The sequence below is a fragment of the Pseudomonas sp. LBUM1649 genome (assembly GCF_059716155.1).
On record NZ_CP166807.1, the window covers coordinates 1,543,613 to 1,560,277 of the forward strand.

The 16,665-nt window shown below is 60.8% G+C and carries 19 protein-coding genes; 10 read left to right on the top strand and 9 right to left on the bottom strand.

What is annotated here, in order from left to right:
• Window positions 1-61: 61 nt before the first annotated feature.
• Both ACA058_RS07100 and ACA058_RS07105 read left to right on the top strand, forming a co-directional pair.
• Window positions 62-511 (top strand): YcgN family cysteine cluster protein, encoded by a 450-nt coding sequence (locus ACA058_RS07100; RefSeq protein ID WP_497638466.1) that lies wholly within the window; start codon window positions 62-64, stop codon window positions 509-511.
• A 20-nt stretch (window positions 512-531) separates the two neighbouring features.
• The gene (locus ACA058_RS07105; RefSeq protein ID WP_497638467.1) at window positions 532-1,764 is read left to right on the top strand and encodes a hypothetical protein; all 1,233 of its coding nucleotides are present in this window, start codon (window positions 532-534) and stop codon (window positions 1,762-1,764) included.
• Window positions 1,765-1,887: 123 nt separating this feature from the next.
• Here ACA058_RS07105 and ACA058_RS07110 read toward each other — a convergent pair whose 3' ends face one another.
• The 4 genes from ACA058_RS07110 to ACA058_RS07125 form a co-directional block, all read right to left on the bottom strand.
• A complete protein-coding gene (locus ACA058_RS07110) occupies window positions 1,888-2,265 on the bottom strand; it encodes a YgaP family membrane protein (RefSeq protein ID WP_497638468.1) in 378 nt (125 codons plus the stop codon).
• Between the two features lie 80 nt (window positions 2,266-2,345).
• Window positions 2,346-2,816: an RNA methyltransferase gene (locus ACA058_RS07115; RefSeq protein WP_007911337.1), complete on the bottom strand. Its 471-nt coding sequence runs from the start codon at window positions 2,814-2,816 to the stop codon at window positions 2,346-2,348.
• A gap of 189 nt (window positions 2,817-3,005) precedes the next feature.
• Window positions 3,006-3,377 carry a YajD family HNH nuclease gene (locus ACA058_RS07120; RefSeq protein ID WP_110966870.1) on the bottom strand — a complete coding sequence of 124 codons (372 nt, stop codon included), beginning with the start codon at window positions 3,375-3,377 and terminating at the stop codon, window positions 3,006-3,008.
• A gap of 48 nt (window positions 3,378-3,425) precedes the next feature.
• A complete protein-coding gene (locus ACA058_RS07125; protein WP_497638469.1) occupies window positions 3,426-4,112 on the bottom strand; it encodes a spermidine synthase in 687 nt (228 codons plus the stop codon).
• 95 nt (window positions 4,113-4,207) lie between these two features.
• Here ACA058_RS07125 and ACA058_RS07130 point away from each other — a divergent pair, with 95 nt between their 5' ends.
• Window positions 4,208-4,498 carry a hypothetical protein gene (locus tag ACA058_RS07130; RefSeq protein ID WP_497638470.1) on the top strand — a complete coding sequence of 97 codons (291 nt, stop codon included), beginning with the start codon at window positions 4,208-4,210 and terminating at the stop codon, window positions 4,496-4,498.
• Here ACA058_RS07130 and ACA058_RS07135 read toward each other — a convergent pair.
• Window positions 4,495-4,968: a cyclic nucleotide-binding domain-containing protein gene (locus tag ACA058_RS07135; protein WP_497638471.1), complete on the bottom strand. Its 474-nt coding sequence runs from the start codon at window positions 4,966-4,968 to the stop codon at window positions 4,495-4,497. The genes ACA058_RS07130 and ACA058_RS07135 overlap by 4 nt on opposite strands.
• Window positions 4,969-5,158: 190 nt before the next feature.
• Window positions 5,159-7,213 carry a S9 family peptidase gene (locus ACA058_RS07140; protein ID WP_497638472.1) on the bottom strand — a complete coding sequence of 685 codons (2,055 nt, stop codon included), beginning with the start codon at window positions 7,211-7,213 and terminating at the stop codon, window positions 5,159-5,161.
• Window positions 7,214-7,500: 287 nt separating this feature from the next.
• On the opposite strand from ACA058_RS07140, the gene ACA058_RS07145 reads away from it, so the two are divergent.
• The 3 genes from ACA058_RS07145 to ACA058_RS07155 are packed head-to-tail and all read left to right on the top strand — an operon-like array spanning window position 7,501 to window position 9,362.
• The gene (locus tag ACA058_RS07145; RefSeq protein WP_497638473.1) at window positions 7,501-7,998 is read left to right on the top strand and encodes an MFS transporter; all 498 of its coding nucleotides are present in this window, start codon (window positions 7,501-7,503) and stop codon (window positions 7,996-7,998) included.
• A gap of 32 nt (window positions 7,999-8,030) precedes the next feature.
• Window positions 8,031-8,807 carry a class II glutamine amidotransferase gene (locus ACA058_RS07150; protein WP_497638474.1) on the top strand — a complete coding sequence of 259 codons (777 nt, stop codon included), beginning with the start codon at window positions 8,031-8,033 and terminating at the stop codon, window positions 8,805-8,807.
• A 12-nt stretch (window positions 8,808-8,819) separates the two neighbouring features.
• Window positions 8,820-9,362 carry a DUF2937 family protein gene (locus ACA058_RS07155; RefSeq protein ID WP_020797831.1) on the top strand — a complete coding sequence of 181 codons (543 nt, stop codon included), beginning with the start codon at window positions 8,820-8,822 and terminating at the stop codon, window positions 9,360-9,362.
• Window positions 9,363-9,541: 179 nt separating this feature from the next.
• On the opposite strand, the gene ACA058_RS07160 is transcribed toward ACA058_RS07155, so the two are convergent.
• Window positions 9,542-10,456 (bottom strand): LysR family transcriptional regulator, encoded by a 915-nt coding sequence (locus ACA058_RS07160; protein ID WP_497638475.1) that lies wholly within the window; start codon window positions 10,454-10,456, stop codon window positions 9,542-9,544.
• A 147-nt stretch (window positions 10,457-10,603) separates the two neighbouring features.
• Between ACA058_RS07160 and ACA058_RS07165 the strand changes: the two genes are divergently transcribed.
• The 4 genes from ACA058_RS07165 (at window position 10,604) to ACA058_RS07180 (ending at window position 14,340) form a co-directional block, all read left to right on the top strand.
• Window positions 10,604-11,890, top strand: a complete 1,287-nt coding sequence (locus tag ACA058_RS07165) for an MFS transporter (RefSeq protein ID WP_497638476.1) — start codon at window positions 10,604-10,606, stop codon at window positions 11,888-11,890.
• Between the two features lie 73 nt (window positions 11,891-11,963).
• Complete coding sequence (locus ACA058_RS07170) at window positions 11,964-12,716, top strand: 5-oxoprolinase subunit PxpA (RefSeq protein ID WP_497638477.1); 753 nt, start codon at window positions 11,964-11,966, stop codon at window positions 12,714-12,716.
• The gene (gene pxpB, locus ACA058_RS07175) at window positions 12,713-13,417 is read left to right on the top strand and encodes a 5-oxoprolinase subunit PxpB (RefSeq protein ID WP_497638478.1); all 705 of its coding nucleotides are present in this window, start codon (window positions 12,713-12,715) and stop codon (window positions 13,415-13,417) included. The genes ACA058_RS07170 and pxpB overlap by 4 nt, the downstream gene beginning before the upstream one ends.
• Window positions 13,414-14,340 (top strand): 5-oxoprolinase subunit C family protein, encoded by a 927-nt coding sequence (locus ACA058_RS07180; protein ID WP_497638479.1) that lies wholly within the window; start codon window positions 13,414-13,416, stop codon window positions 14,338-14,340. The genes pxpB and ACA058_RS07180 overlap by 4 nt, the downstream gene beginning before the upstream one ends.
• A 107-nt stretch (window positions 14,341-14,447) precedes the next feature.
• Here ACA058_RS07180 and ACA058_RS07185 read toward each other — a convergent pair whose 3' ends face one another.
• Both ACA058_RS07185 and ACA058_RS07190 read right to left on the bottom strand, forming a co-directional pair.
• The gene (locus ACA058_RS07185) at window positions 14,448-15,626 is read right to left on the bottom strand and encodes a vWA domain-containing protein (protein WP_497638480.1); all 1,179 of its coding nucleotides are present in this window, start codon (window positions 15,624-15,626) and stop codon (window positions 14,448-14,450) included.
• A gap of 18 nt (window positions 15,627-15,644) precedes the next feature.
• The gene (locus tag ACA058_RS07190; RefSeq protein WP_060541285.1) at window positions 15,645-16,490 is read right to left on the bottom strand and encodes an AAA family ATPase; all 846 of its coding nucleotides are present in this window, start codon (window positions 16,488-16,490) and stop codon (window positions 15,645-15,647) included.
• Window positions 16,491-16,665 lie beyond the last annotated feature (175 nt).

A 16,665-nucleotide genomic window follows, 5' to 3' on the forward strand; every position in this document is an offset into this window, starting at 1 on the left:
CCGCGGGGCTGCGGGCACTAGACTGGCGGCCTTTTCACCACCTGATGTCGATGCTCGAACGATGGCCGCCAAAGTAGAACCGTTCTGGATACGCAAAACCCTCGATCAACTTGATCAGCAGGAATGGGAATCGCTGTGCGATGGCTGTGGCCTGTGCTGCCTGCAAAAGCTCGAAGACGAAGACGACAACAGCGTCTATTACACGCGCATCGCCTGCAAACTGCTGGACTTGAAAACCTGCCAGTGCAGCGATTACCCCAACCGTCGCGCCTCGGTGCCGGACTGCATCCAGCTCACACCGGGCAAGGCCGACGAGTTCAAATGGCTGCCACCGACCTGCGGCTATCGCCTGGTCAGCGAGGGCAAGGACCTGCCGTTGTGGCATCACCTGGTGTGCGGTGATCGCGACGCGGTGCACCACGAACGTATTTCCCAGTCCGGGCGCATGCTTGCCGAAGGCAGCGTGGCTGAAGATGATTGGGAAGATCATCTGATTTTCCGCGCGGGTTAGGGTTTTACAAAGGAGTGTGTATGGCTGTGGGATGGCGGCGGGCGCTGGCCGTTGGGTTATTGACCCTGAGTTCTCCCGTGTGGGCGGCGACGAAGAAGATTGATCTGGATTACCACGTGCGCCTGTTGCCGCAAAGCGATCAGGCTGAGGTGCGCCTGACCCTGTCCAAGGGCTCGGCCGTACGCAGCCTGGATTTCAACCTCGGCGACGGCAGCCATTACAGCGATTTCAAGGCTGACGGCCAATGGCAGCTGACATCGGGCAAACTCACCCGTGGCGTATGGCGCCCGGCCGAGGACAAGGCCAGCCTGACTTTCCGCGTGCGCATCAGCCATGGGCGCAAGAGTGGCAGCTTCGACACGCGCATGACCCCGGCCTGGGCGCTGATGCGCGGCGAGGATTTGGTGCCGCCCGCCAAACTCGATCAGCAGGACGGCATCGAGCTGGTGTCACGCCTTGAATTCGAGTTGCCCAATGGCTGGCAAAGCGTCGAAACCGCCTGGCCGCGCATCGGCAAGAACAAGTTTCGCATCGATAACGTTTCCCGCTTGTTCGACCGGCCCACGGGCTGGATGCTCGCCGGGCACCTCGGTAGTCGACGCACCCGACTGGGCGAAACCGAAGTCACTGTCACCTCACCACGAGGCCAGGGCATGCGGCGCATGGACGTGCTGACGCTGCTGACATTTGTCTGGCCGCAGGTGCAGGCCGTGTTTCCTCGTCACCCGACCAAGTTGCTGATTGTCGGCGCCAACGATCCGATGTGGCGCGGTAGCCTGTCGGCGCATGAATCGATTTACCTGAATACCCACCTGCCGCTGGTCAGTGAAAGCGGTACGAGTGCGTTGGTGCGCGAGTTGGCCCAAGTATTCGGTCGGATCAACGATCAGCAGCGCAGCGACTGGATCAGCGAAGGGTTTGCCGAATACTACGCCATCGAACTGGTGCGCCGGGCCGGCGGTATGAGTGATGAGCGGTATGAGGACCTGCACAAGAAGCTGCTCAAGGACAGCCAGAAAGTCACCAGTTTGCGGGGCGAGCAGATCAATTCTGCGCAGGTGGCCAAAGCGGTGGTGTTGCTACAGGAGCTGGATCGCGAGATTCGCTTGAAGACCCGTAACAAGCGTTCGCTGGATGATGTGTTGCGCGGGGCGATGCATCTGGGGAGCATTGATACCAAGGAATTCGTGCAGCTCAGTGAGAGCGTTATTGGCGAGGCTTCCAAAGTTCTTGATACCGGGTTGCTTCAGTAATACCGCTATCGCGAGCAAGCTTTGCTCCTACAGGAGTCGATTGCAACATGTGTGAACGACGCAACTCCTGTAGGAGCAAAGCTTGCTCGCGATGAGGTCATCAGCCCCCGCGAAAATTCAGGATCAAACCCCGGTTTTAGGCGATTTCAAAGAATCATTCCCAGTCACGGTTGCAGTTTTGGTCGCCGCCTCTGCGTTAGCCTTCAATTGGCTCAACTCTTCCCCCGCACGCTGAATCTTCGCCCGCACGTTATTCATGTCCTGACGGCTTTTTTCCAGCAGGCTTTTCGCCGAGCTGTGGCCGGTGATGCCACGGGCCAGGGCCACACCGCCGATGGCCACCTGAATCAGGCCGAACAGGCCGCCGCGACGCAACCCCTTGCCGACCATTACTACGCCGCCAGCCAGTGAGCCGATGCGTTCCCAGCCATGGACATTCTGATCGGAAGGGGTCTGGAACGGGGTGGATTCGACGCGCTCTACGTGTTTGAGTTCGCTCATGATCTGACTCCAGGCTTGAGTAATGGATAGATCAGATGACTGCCGGAGCAGGCCACTTGTTCCATCGGATGTGCGGCGATTCAGCGGAATTTCGGCCCCGAACGGGTGTTGAGGCCCTTGGCCATGCGGTCGTAGAGCACGACGTTGACCGTGGCAGCGAGGTTCATGCAGCCGGTGGTCGGGATGTAGACCACGTCTTCGCACCAGTCACGGATCTCTTTGTCCAGCGAGCCGTCTTCCGGGCCGAAGATGTACAGCGCACGGTCCGGGTGAGTGTACTCCGGCAACGGGCGGGCGCCTTCGACCAGTTCCACGGCAACGGGTACACAGTTGAGAGGCAGGATTTTCTTCAGGTCGTCGATGCCGATCAGCGGGATGTCGTAATGGACCCGCTTGGTATCGGTGACGAAGTCGGCGGCGCGCTCATAGCGCTTGCCGGTGTAGAACACTGACGCCACGCCATAACAGCCAGCGGCGCGCATCACCGAACCGACGTTCTCCGGTGACTTGGGGTTATACAAACCAATGCAGCTGTACCGTTTGTCTGCCACGAGCGGGGTGCCTTTGGGAAAAAAGCGCGATTATACGGGGATTGGGCGGCAGCGGTCAGTTCACAGATTGGTGGTGCCTGGGCAATTGCTTTCGCGAGCAGGCTCGCTCCCACAGGAGATCTTCGGTGCAACATAGATCCAATGTGGGAGCGAGCCTGCTCGCGAAGAGGCCGGGTCAGGAAATGAAGATTACTCGTCTTTCTTCATCAGTCCGGCCAAAGCAGCAAACGGGTTGTGCGTCGCCTTGGCGATTTTCGGCGTGCTCAGCGAGCCCTCGCCGAAATACTGCTGGTCGGTATAACGCGAGTGTTCGTTATCGTGGCAGTACAGGCACAACAATTCCCAGTTCGACCCGTCCTGGGGGTTGTTGTCGTGGTTGTGGTCGCGGTGGTGCACGGTCAGTTCGCTCAGGCGCTTGCCGGAGAATTCACGGGCGCAGCGGCCGCACACGTGCGGGTACATCTTCAGGGCCTTGTCGCGGTAGCCCATTTCCTTGTCGCGCTGGTTGTCGGCGAGGATGCGGTCCAGCTTCGAGGTGTTGGTCGGGGTGGACGAACTCATGGGTTCACCTTTGTTGAATGACTAATGACGGTATAAACGCAGTTTAGCTCAGCCCTTGAGCTTCTCGGCAATCCAGATGGTGTGGCGGGTGCCCTTGTTGCCGTGGGCGAAGACCTGCACTTCCTCGGCCTTGAAACCGGCTTTTTTCAGTTTGTCGGAAAACTGTCGGTCGGCGCTGGCCGACCAGACCGCCAGCACGCCTTTGGGGCGCAGGGCCTTGGCGCAGGCGCTCAGGCCCCCGGCGGAGTAGAGCCAGCTGTTGGCCCTCTGGGTCAGGCCTTCGGGGCCGTTGTCGACGTCGAGCATGATCGCGTCGAAACCTTGCGGCTCTGCCTGCAGGACCTTAGCCACGTCTTCCAGGCGGATCACCGTGCGCGGGTCTTGCAGCGGGTTTCCGGCTTTTTCGCCCAGCGCTCCGCGGTTCCACTCCACCACGCCCGGCACCAGTTCGGCGACCACCACTTCGGCGGACTTGCCCAGGTGCTTGAGTGCCGAGGCAAGGGTGAAGCCCATGCCCAGGCCACCGATCAACACCCGCGAGTTCGGCCGTCCTGCGACCTTGCGGCAGGGGATTTCGGCCAGGGCATCCTCGGAGCCGTGCATGCGCGTATTCATCAATTGCCCGCCGTCACCGCCCTGGATCTTGATGACGAAATCCTCGCCGTACTCGAACAGGCACAGGGCACCGCCGTTCTCGGGAATAGGGGCGGTATCGAGCAGAACAAAACGTTTCATGGGGCTCACTTGAGGAAAAATGGCAGCACAGGGGAAGGCAAACGGGCGCGGTTGGGAGTAGCCTGCAAACGACCACAAGGCCAACGGAGCCATTGATGAAGCGCACCATTCTAACGGCCATTGCCCTGGCCGCGCTCTCGATAACTGCAGTGCAGGCCCAGCAGCTACAGATAACGCCGATCAGTCCCGCGCCAATGCCCGGTTCGCCGGGCACCGCAACGCCCACGCCGTATCCGCAGATCAGCCCGGCACCGCTGCCGAAAGTGGGCCCGGGCAGTGGTGGCCCTCCGTTGGTGCCGATCGAGATGCCGAGTCCGCCGACCAAGGACCAGCCGGTTCCGGGGATCGAGCAGAACCCGCCGAAGGTCAAGTCGCCCGGCGGTTAAACCTGCTGCGACAGCAATTGCCCGTCGGCCATGCGCAAGCGCCTGGAGAGCGAGACGGCGAGGGCGCGGATGATCTTGGCAGCGATTTTCGGCGCGTCGTTGAGCATCTTTTCCAGCGAATCCTTGCCCAGGTTGAGCAACTGGCAGTTGCTCGCGGCCACGCAACTGGCCGAGCGCCGTTCGCCGTCGAGCACGGCCATTTCGCCGAACGAACGACCGCTGCGCAGCGTCGCGATGGTCACCTGCTGGCCGTCGCTGGCGGTCTTTTGCACTGCCACCTGGCCGGTGTGGATGATGCACATGAAGCTGCCGGCATCGCCCTCGTGGAAAATTTCTTCGCCCTGGGCAATGGTGCTGAGGCTGAAATAGCCCGAGGCCGCGGCGAATTCCGCCGGTAGCAATTGGTTGAACAGGCCGCAGTCCATCAGCCAGTTGCGAATTTCGTTGTTCAGTAAGGTGGGTTCTGACATGTCGTGCGGTCTTTTTTGTTATGTCTGTTTCCGGGATTTGGCATCGCCCTGTAGGAGCAAAGCTTGCTCGCGATGGCGGTGTGTCAGTCAACATTGAGTTTGAATGTTGTGGCGTTATCGCGAGCAAGCTTTGCTCCTACAAGGGGTGTCTTGCATCTAGCCTTAAGACCGACGCGCCACACCAAGTTCCTCAGGCAACACCCAATACCTTGAACAAAAATGCATATTCGAGCGCTACGTCACGCAATCCCTGGTATCGACCGCTCATCCCGCCATGCCCGGCGCCCAGTTCGGTCTTGAGCAGCAGCGGATTGCTGTCGGTCTTGGTGGCGCGCAATTTCGCCACCCATTTGGCCGCTTCCCAGTACTGCACGCGGCTGTCGTTGTAGCCGGCGATCACCAGCGTCGCCGGATAGGCTTGCGCGGTGACGTTTTCGTAAGGGGCGTAGGCCTTGATCCGATCATGGACGTCCGGTTCTTGAGGATTGCCCCACTCGTCGTATTCAGTGACGGTCAATGGCAGCTCCGGGTCGAGCATGGTGTTGAGCACATCGACGAACGGCACTTCGGCAATCGCCGCGCCAAACAGCTCCGGGCGCTGGTTGAGCACCGCCCCGATCAACAGGCCACCGGCACTGCCGCCGCTGATCGCCAATTGTGGCGCAGTGGTCAAGCCATTGGCGATCAGGTGTTCGGCGCAGGCGATGAAGTCGCTGAAGGTGTTCTGCTTGTGCTCCTGCTTGCCGGCGCGATACCAGGCTTCGCCCAGTTCACCGCCGCCGCGCACGTGAGCGATGGCGAACGCCATGCCGCGATCGAGCAGGCTCAGGCGGGCGTGGGAGAACCACGGGTCGAGGCTTTCGCCATAGGCGCCGTAACCGTACAGGTAAAGCGGAACCGGCTTGCCGAGCGCTTCGCGCTTGACCACCAGACTGATCGGCACTTGCGTGCCATCGGGCGCCGTGGCCCACAGGCGATGGCTGACGTAGGCGTCGGCGTCGAACGGGCCAAGCACCGGGGTTTGCTTGAGCACTTTCTGTTCGCCGCTGACCAGTTCCAGCTGGCGGATTTGTGCCGGACGGTTCAACGCTTCGTAGCGCAGGCGAATCCGCTCGCTGACGAATTCCAGGCTGTTCTGCACATGCAGGCTGTAGGCCGCGTCCGGCAGCTGCACACGATAGCTCGGGAGGTCCTGCGGGTGAACTTCGATCACCGGCAAACCGCCGACCCGCAAGCTCAGGGTCATGGCGCCGGCGTTCAAGCTCATGCCATCGATCATCACTGTGTCGCTGTGGGGGATCAGGTTCTGCCAGTCGGCCTCGGCTGGCGCCACGCCGCTATCAACGGCGGTGTACAGGGCAAAATTGATGCCGTCGCGATTGGTGCGGATGAACCAGGTCCATTGGTCATCGAGCGCGCCGTGGTCGACGTCGTACTCATGGTTTTCCAATCGTGGCGCTATGCAGCTAAAGGGCCGTTGCGGGTGGTTGGCGTCGAGCACCCAGACTTCGCTGGTGGTCTTGCTGCCCACGGACAGCAGCAATTGCTGTTCGGAGCTCGAACGGTAGCAGTGCATGAAGAAGCGGCCGTCCGTTTCATGGAACACTTCTTCGGCCGCCGTGCCGTCCAGGCGATAACGCAACAGCTTGTGCGGGCGATGGGTGTCGTCCAGCTCGCCGAAAAAAAGGGTCAGGCTGTCGTTGGCCCAGGTCATGCTGCCGTCGCAGTCCTGGAACTCCAGTTCGCTCACGCGACCATCGGACAGCTCTTTGACGAACAGCGTGTAAACCTCGTCTCCCGTGGAATCGATACTGTAGGCCAGGCGCTGGTGATCGGGGCTGATGCTGAACGCGCCGAGGGAAAAGAAGCCGCCTTTGGCCAGTTCGTTAGGGTCCAGCAGCAGTTGTTCCCGGCTTTGGTCGAGGACCAGGCTGTCGTCGGCCGGGCGCGGGCAGCGGTAGTGGCGGGCGTATTCGTCACCCGCTGTGGTGCGCGTGTAGTACAGGTACGGTCCCCACGGCGAGGGCAGGGACAGGTCGGTTTCGAGAATCCGGCCCTTGATTTCCTCGAACAGGGTTTCACGCAACCCGGCCTGATCGGCGGTTTGCGCCTCCTGATAACGGTTTTCAGCGTTGAGGTAGTCGAGCACCGCAGCGCTGTCGCGCTCCTGCAGCCAGGCGTACGGGTCGGATCCTTCGGCCTTGCGGGCAATCGGGGCGTCGGAAACGTTGGCGGATAGGGGCATGAAGGATTCTCGAACAATGTACGAAACGGGGTTGATAATCTGGGAGCGAGCTTTTGTGGTGAGGGGATTTATCCCCGTTGGGTCGCGCAGCGGCCCCAAAACCTGCAACAGCGGAGTATCAGATACACCGCGTGCACTGGCTTTGCGACTGCTTCGCAGCCGAACGGGGATAAATCCCCTCACCACAAAGGCTCGCTCCCACAGGGTTTGTGTTTTGCCCGACTGGCATTGAAGCAGCCTGACGGGCGAAAAGTCGTTACTATAAGCGCCTCTTTGCCTGCCTTGCCATGGACACCATGACCGAGAACGACTATCTGATCGCTTGGGGCCTCTACGCCTTTGCCGCTTTGGGCTGCCTGCTGGTGTGGATGCGCATCACCCGCTGGATGTGGCGTTGGCTGCGCGAACCCCTGCGTTTACTGGTGGCGGTGCTGCTGTTCAGCCCGACCATCATCGACCCGGTGAAGGAAAAAGTGGCCCCGGCCCTTGCCATTACCGCCCTTGACCTGTTGTTCAAGGTCGGCAACAACGCGTGGCGGGCTATTTCCGACCTGTTCATGTACGGCATGATCGCTTTCGGCCTCTACCTGGTGTTCGTGGCGATTCGTTTCGTCCTCGAGCGTGGCGCCAGGGCCCGCAAGGAACAGGCGGTCGCCGCCCACGCCGCTGCCCACGCCGATGAACCGGAAGAGGAACATCCTTTCGGCGGTGCCGGTGACGATCGTTACGGTCGTCCGCCAGTGCCGGGCAACCCCCAGCGCATGCGCGTCGAACCCCGTCTGTAACCGTGCCCCTGCCATAAAGCGAGAGTCCGAGCATGTGTGAGTTATTGGGCATGAGCGCCAATGTCCCGACCGATATCGTGTTCAGCTTCACCGGGCTGATGCAGCGCGGTGGGCGTACCGGTCCGCACCGGGACGGTTGGGGCATCGCTTTCTACGAAGGCCGGGGTTTGCGCTTGTTTCAGGACCCGGCGGCGAGCTGCGAGTCGGAGGTCGCGAACCTGGTGCAACGCTACCCGATCAAGAGCGAAGTGGTGATCGGGCATATCCGTCAGGCCAACGTCGGCAAGGTTTGCCTTTCCAACACCCATCCCTTCGTGCGCGAGTTGTGGGGGCGTAACTGGTGCTTCGCCCATAATGGCCAGTTGGCGGATCTGCAGCCAACCGCCAGTTTCTACCGCCCCGTTGGCGATACCGACAGCGAAGCGGCGTTCTGTGACTTGCTCAACCGCGTACGGGCCGCGTTTCCCGAGCCAGTGGAGGTCGAAGAACTGCTGCCGGACCTGGTCGCTGCCTGCGCCGAATACCGCAGCAAGGGCGTGTTCAACTGCCTGCTCAGCGATGGCGACTGGCTGTTCTGCTATTGCTCGACCAAACTGGCGCAGATCACCCGTCGTGCCCCGTTCGGCCCGGCGCGCCTGAAGGACGTCGATGTGATCGTCGACTTCCAGGCCGAAACCACGCCCAACGATGTGGTCACGGTGATCGCCACCGAGCCCTTGACCGAAAATGAAACCTGGACCCGCTATGAGCCAGGCCAATGGAGCCTGTGGCGACGCGGTGAATGCGTCAGTCAGGGCAAGACCGAATAAGGATCATCCCCCATGTTGCTCAGTTATCTACGGCTGGTGTTGTTTGCGGCGGGCCTGTTGATCGGTGTCCAGGTGCCGGGGTTCATCAATGATTACGCCAAGCGGGTCGAAGCGCACCTGATTGAAGCGCAGGCCGGGCTGAGTGGATTCCAGAACACCGCCAATCAATTCTTCAAGGGGGACATGCAGGCCCTGGTCGCCCACTATCGCGCCAGTGAAGACCCGATCTTTCGCAGCGACGCCGACAGCCTGGGCAACCTGCTGACTCGCCAGGTGGCGTTGGACAAGCAGTTCCAGGCGATGCAAGGGCCGTGGTACATCCGCTTCCTGCAAGTGGTGCTGGCCGCGGATCCGGACATTCGCAAGGAAACCTGGAATGGCTACAGCTACCAGATCCTGTTGACCCCGGAGGCGATGATCTGGGGCATGAGCGGCGCGTTGCTGCTGTCGTTCGGGATTGAGTGCCTGTTCCGCCTGATCGATTGGGTGGTGTTGGGCGGCAAGCGATTGCGCCAGAGCCGGCCGATCGAAGAGCGGGATTTGCGCGGGTTGTAACGATTGTGGTGAGGGGATTCATCCCCGTTCGGCTGCGCAGCAGCCGTAAAATTGGCGAACGCGATTTACCTGAGTTTCCGGGGTGGCAGGTTTTGGGGCTGCTTCGCAACCCAACGGGGATAAATCCCCTCACCACAAAAATCCCATTACCACATGAATCCCCTCGCCACAGGATGCGGTCAGCCAGCCAGGATGATGTAATGCTCACCCACCCGACGCGCATACCCCTCCAGCACCTGCTGACACAACGCCACAATCTCCTCGACCCATTCCACGCCCACCCGCCACGACACCACCACTTGCAGGTCCGGCGGTCGCTGGTCGATATCCAGCAAGGTCAATTCACCCCGTGCCAGTTCCTCGGCCACCAGCACCGGCGGCAATGCACCGATGCCAAAGCCGTCGCGCAGCAACCGGGTGATCGCCGAGACCGAGTTCACGCAGTTCAGCCGTGGCGCCATGACGCCGTTGGCCTGCATTAGCGCGAGCACTTCCTGATGGGGATGGGAGTTTTTCGAGTAGGTAATGATCCGCTCATTCGCAAGGTCGGCGATGCCTGAGTAGTCGCGGTTGTAGAGCGAATTGCTGGCGACGATCCAGCCCATGGGGTGGCTGGCCAGTTCCAGGCTGCGCACGCTTTCCTGGCGCAGCAGATCGGTTTGCAGGATCACATCGAGAAAGCCTTTTTGCAGCTGATCGCAGAGGTTGAGCGAGGTATCGGCCACCAGTTCGATTTCCACCAGCGGGTAGTGATCGGTCATCTGCGCCACCAACGGGCTCAGCCAAGTGTGGATCACCGTGTCCATCACACCGATGCGCACGCGACCGGCCTTACTCGAACGGGTCTCGATCGACTGCTTGAGCGCTTGCATGGTGTCCATCATCTGCTCGGCGTATTCGAGCACTTTCAAGCCTTCCGGGGTCAGGCTCACACCGCGCGAGTCGCGCAGGAACAGCTTCACCCCAAGCTCGCCTTCGAGTACGGCGATGCGGCTGGAAATCGACGCCTGGGTGGTGAAGAGCTTGTCGGCGGTGAGGCGGAAACTCTTGAGCCGGGCGACCCAGACGAATGTCTCGAGAAACTTCAGGTTCATGTGATCAAGTTTTTCTTATGGCTAGGGCGGGTTTTTATTAGTTGGACGCTGAGGGCTGGCGCGTCCAAAAATCGACACATCCGGTTCCCACGATAGGCGTCGTCGGGGCTCAGAACAATACCAATAAAATCAGCGCGGAGAATTGCCATGAGTGCGCCCGACACCCCCTTCATTCCGAAAACCACGGCTCGCCCGGGACCTTTCGACTGGTATCGCAACATCAATCAGCAGGAACGCCGCACCTTCTGGAGCTGCAAGATCGGCTATGGCCTGGATGGCATGGACACCCAGATGCTCAGCTTCGTGGTGCCGACCCTGATTGCCATGTGGGGCATCACCACCGGCCAGGCCGGGCTGATTCACACCAGCACGCTGATCGCTTCGGCCATTGGTGGCTGGGTGGCGGGGATTCTTTCTGATCGCATCGGTCGCGTGCGCACCTTGCAACTGACCGTGCTCTGGTTTGCCTTCTTCACCTTCCTTTGCGGTTTCGCCCAAAACTACGAACAACTGCTGATTGCGCGCACCCTGATGGGCTTCGGTTTCGGCGGCGAGTGGACCGCTGGCGCGGTGCTGATCGGCGAAGTCATCCGCGCCCAGGACCGCGGCAAGGCGGTGGGCATGGTGCAATCCGGCTGGGCGCTGGGCTGGGGCCTGACCGCAATCCTGTATGCGCTGCTGTTCTCGATAATGCCGCCGGAAGACGCCTGGCGCGCGCTGTTCATCCTTGGCATCGTGCCGGCGATTTTCGTGATCTTCGTTCGTCGACTGGTCAAGGACCCGGAAATCTACCGTGAGGCCAAAGCCAAACAGGAACCGAGCAATCCGTCGAAGTTCTACGAGATCTTCGCTCCTGGCATGCTCTTCACCACGATTCGCGCTTCGCTGCTAACCACCGGTGCATTGGGCGGCTACTACGCCATCACGTCCTGGCTGCCGACGTTCCTGAAGAACGAACGCGGTTTGAGCGTACTCGGTACTGGCGGTTATCTGGCGATGGTGATCGTCGGTTCCTACGTCGGTTATGTCATCAGCGCCTATTTGACCGACATCCTCGGTCGCAAAAAGAACTTCATCTTGTTCGCCGTCGGCTCGTTCACCATCGTTTTGCTGTACACCCAATTGCCGGTCAGCAACGGCGTGATGCTGTGGCTGGGCTTTCCATTGGGCTTCTTCGCTTCGGGGATTTTCAGCGGTATGGGTTCGTTCCTGACCGAGCTGTTCCCTACGCGGATTCGTGGTTCTGGCCAAGGCTTTTGCTACAACATCGGCCGGGCGCTGGCGGCGCTGTTCCCGCTGCTGATCGGCCTGCTCAGCCAGACGGTGCCGCTGAGCGTCGGCATCGGTGCCTTTGCGGCGGTGTCCTACGGCGTGGTGATCCTCGCGGCCCTGAGTTTGCCGGAAACCCGCGGCAAGCAACTCGACGCCCAGTAACTGATAACCTGCGGGCACGTCCTACGGATATGTCCCGCAGCTAAAAAGAATAAAGCCTACAGGAGTGTTCAGCGTGAGCCGCCTGCTATTGAACTGCGACATTGGCGAAAGCTTTGGCAACTGGACCATGGGTCTGGACGCGGAAGTCATGCCCTTCATCGATTGCGCCAACATCGCCTGCGGTTTCCATGCCGGCGACCCGAGCATCATGCGCAAGACCGTCAGCCTGGCCCTCAGCCACGGTGTGCAGATCGGGGCCCATCCGGCCTATCAGGATCTGGTCGGTTTTGGCCGCCGTTCCATGGCCTATGCCACCCAGGAACTGCAGGACATCCTGCATTACCAGATCGGCGCCCTCGACGGCATCTGCCGGGCCCAGGGCGGGCGGGTCAGTTACGTCAAACCCCACGGCGCGATGTACAACGACATGATGGCCAACCCAGCGCAACTGCGCGCGGTGCTGCAAGCGGTGGCGTCCTATGATCGCAGCCTGCCGTTGATGCTGATGGCCACCCGCGACAACAGTGCCGCGCAGCAGTTGGGCGAAGAGTACGGCGTGACCCTGTGGTTCGAAGCCTTCGCCGATCGTGCCTACGACAGCGCCGGCATGCTGGTCTCGCGGCAACTGCCGGGGGCGGTGCATCACGATCCGGAGAAAATCATCGAGCAGGCGTTGATCATTGCCCGTGGCGATCACCTCACCGCCAGTGACGGCAGCGCCTTGCACTTGCAGGCCAACACCCTGTGCGTGCACGGCGACAATGCCAGTTCGGTGGCCGCCGTGCGGCGCATTCGTGAAGCCTTGAATCAGCAGAGCGCGTCATGAAACTGCGGGTAGAAGTGGTCGCGCTCGATTGCCTGATGGTGCGCCTGTTCGATGAGATCGCCGAAGCCAACATGCCTTGGATGCTCGCCGCCAGTGAAAGTCTGCGGGCGGCGTTCGGTGAGCAGCTGATCGATCTGGTGCCGTCCTATACAACCTTGATGGTGCATTACGATCTGACCGCGCTGAGCCCGGCTCAGGCCCGGGAGTTGATTGCCCAGGCGCTGATCGATCTGTCGCCCAATGCTCGCACCCGTGGCAAATGTCATGTGCTGCCGGTGTGGTACGACTTGAGTGTCGGCCCGGAGCTGAGCTTGTTGTCGCAACGCAGTGGGCTGGCGGTGGAAGAGGTGATCCGCCGTCATAGCGAACGTGAGTATCAGGTGTTCGCCCTGGGCTTCGCACCGGGGTTCGCGTTCATGGGCCTGGTGGAAGAAGTACTCGCCGCACCGCGCCTGAGCACGCCGCGCAAGAAGGTCGCCGCGGGCAGTGTCGGCATCGCCGAACGGCAGACGGCCGCCTATCCGGTGGTATCTCCCGGCGGCTGGAACCTGATCGGCCGCACACCGGCCAATTTGTTCGACCGCAACCGTGACGGCTACAGCTTGATGCAACCGGGCGACACCGTGCGTTTCGAAGCGGTCGGCCATGCCGAGTTCATCAACCTGGGCGGTGACGACACGCCACAGGAGGCCCAGGCATGAGCCGTCTGACGATTGAAGCGAGTACACCGCTGTGCCTGTTGCAGGACGCTGGCCGATTCGGCGTGCGGCATCTGGGCGTGACCCAGGGCGGCGCGGCTGATTGGCGTTCGATGTCGTGGGCCAATTGGTTGCTGGGTAACAGGCTGGATGCGCCGGTGATCGAAATCACCCTCGGTGGGTTCACCGTAGTGGCCGAGGAAGATTGCGTGCTGGCCCTGGCCGGAGCGGATCTTGGCGCGCGGGTGGACGGCGAGCCGCTGGCGCCGTGGCGCAGCTTCAGGCTGCATAAGGGCCAGCAATTGCAATTCACCCAGCCATTGCTCGGCGCCCGGGCCTATCTGGCCGCGCCGGGTGGCTTCGATGCGCCTAAGGTGTTGGGCAGCAGCGCGACGGTGGTTCGTGAGGAACTCGGCGGACTGGATGGCATGGGGCGTGCGCTGAGCAAAGGCGAGTGTTTGTGTTATTCGGGCAATTCGGTGATGTTGCTGCGCGAATTGACCGCAGAGCAGCGTTCGGACCTGAATCTCGATGCTCCGTTGGACCTGGTACTCGGTGCGCAGGTCGGTGAGTTCAGCGGGCAGAGTCTGTTCGATGCGTTCAACAGCGTGTGGAGCCTCGACAGCCGGGCCGACCGCATGGGCATTCGCTTGTTGGGCACACCCTTGCAGTACCAGGGAAATCCGATGATTTCCGAAGGCATTCCGCTTGGGGCCGTTCAGGTGCCGCCGGACGGGCAGCCGATTGTGCTGCTCAATGATCGGCAGACCATTGGCGGTTATCCACGCTTGGGGGCGTTGACGCCGTTGGCGCTGGCGCGATTGGCGCAATGCCTGCCGGGGGCGCAGGTGCGGTTGCGGCCGGTGGTGCAGGAGGTCGCGCATCGTGAACAAGTCGAGTATTTGCGCCGATTTGCCTCACAATGATCGTTCCCACGCTCTGCGTGGGAATGCCCCCCGGGACGCTCCGCGTCCCTGTGACGCGGAGCGTCACTTGATGCATTCCCACGCAGAGCGTGGGAACGATCGGCGTCTTACTTGGAGAGAAACCGCATCCCTTCCTCCAACCCGCGAAGGGTCAGCGGATACATCTGGTCTTCAATTAAATCGCGAACGATATTGGTCGACGAGGTGTAACCCCAGGTATCTTTCGGGTACGGGTTGATCCAAATGAGCTTCTTGTACTTCTCCTTGAACCGCTGCATCCACACATAGCCGGGCTCTTCGTTCCAGTGCTCGACGCTGCCACCGGCCTGGGTGATTTCGTAGGGCGCCATGGCGGCGTCACCGATGAAGATCACTTTGTAGTCGGCGCCGTACTTGTGCAGCAAATCCTGGGTCGAGGTACGCTCGGAGCTGCGACGCATGTTGTTCTTCCACACCGATTCATAAATGAAGTTGTGGAAGTAGAAATACTCCAGATGCTTGAACTCGGTCTTGCACGCCGAGAACAGCTCTTCGCAGATCTTCACGTGAGCGTCCATCGAGCCGCCGATGTCGAATAGCAGCAATAACTTGACCGTGTTGCGCCGTTCCGGACGCATCTGGATGTTCAGCAACCCGGCATCCTTGGCGGTGTGGTCGATGGTGCCATCGATATCGAGTTCTTCCGCTGCACCCTGACGGGCAAATTTGCGCAAGCGGCGCAGGGCGACCTTGATGTTGCGCGTGCCCAGCTCGACCGAGTCGTCGAGGTTCTTGTACTCGCGCTGGTCCCAGACTTTCACGGCCTTGCCCTGGCGCTTGCCGGCATCGCCGACCCGAATGCCTTCCGGGTTGAAACCACCGGAACCGAACGGGCTGGTACCACCGGTGCCGATCCACTTGTTGCCGCCGGCATGGCGTTCCTTCTGTTCTTCCAGGCGTTTCTTGAACTCTTCGATCAGCTTGTCCAGGCCGCCGAGGGACTGGATAGCGGCCCGCTCTTCATCGGTCAGCGAGCGCTCGAATTCCTTGCGCAGCCAGTCTTCCGGAATCAAGGCCTGAAGGTGATCGTCGAGCTTTTCCAGGCCATTGAAATAGGCACCGAACGCTCGGTCGAACTTGTCGAAATGCTTTTCGTCCTTCACCAGGATCGCCCGGGACAAGTAATAGAACTCGTCCATGTCGGCGAAGGTCACGCGCTGTTTCAGCGCGTTGATCAGGTCCAGCAGCTCGCGCACCGAGACCGGCACCTTGGCTGCACGCATTTCATTGAACAGATTGAGCAGCATGGCTTTTGCCCCAGATGATCAACGACTGCCGCGACGGCTCATGAACGCCAGACGCTCCAGCAGTTGCACGTCCTGTTCGTTTTTCACCAGCGCACCGGCCAGCGGCGGAATGGCCTTGGTCGGATCGCGCTCGCGCAGCACCGCTTCGCCGATGTTGTCGGCCATCAGCAGCTTCAGCCAGTCCACCAGCTCGGAGGTCGATGGCTTCTTCTTCAGGCCCGGCACCTTGCGCACGTCGAAGAACACATCCAGCGCTTCGCTGACCAGGTCTTTCTTGATGTCCGGGTAGTGCACGTCGACGATCCGCTGCATCGTGGTGCGATCCGGGAACGCGATGTAGTGGAAGAAGCAGCGGCGCAGGAAGGCGTCCGGCAGCTCTTTCTCGTTGTTGGAGGTGATGATGATGATCGGGCGCTTCTTGGCCTTGATGGTCTCGTCGATCTCGTAGACGTAGAACTCCATCTTGTCGAGTTCTTGCAACAGGTCGTTGGGGAACTCGATGTCGGCCTTGTCGATTTCGTCGATCAGCAGGATCACTCGCTCTTCGGACTCGAAAGCTTCCCAGAGCTTGCCCTTCTTCAGGTAGTTGCGAACGTCGTGGACCTTTTCCGTGCCGAGTTGCGAATCGCGCAGGCGGCTGACCGCGTCGTACTCGTACAGGCCCTGGTGAGCCTTGGTGGTGGATTTGATGTGCCAGGTGATCAGCTTGGCGCCAAAGGATTCGGCCAGTTGCTCGGCGAGCATGGTCTTGCCGGTGCCTGGTTCGCCCTTGACCAGCAGCGGCCGCTCCAGGGTGATGGCGGCGTTGACCGCCAGCTTAAGGTCATCGGTGGCGACGTAGGCCTGGGTGCCTTCGAACTTCATCTGCTAATCCTCGAACGGTAACGCCGGCCTGAGCGAGGCAGGGCGCGGGGTGCAATAAAGGTGCAATAAAATGGTCAGCCCCGACTATAACGCGCAGTCCGGTCGACTGTGAACGCAGATGGCTTATTCAGTCTCTGAATGGAGCGTCACATCTTGACTCAGACTCGGCGGCTGG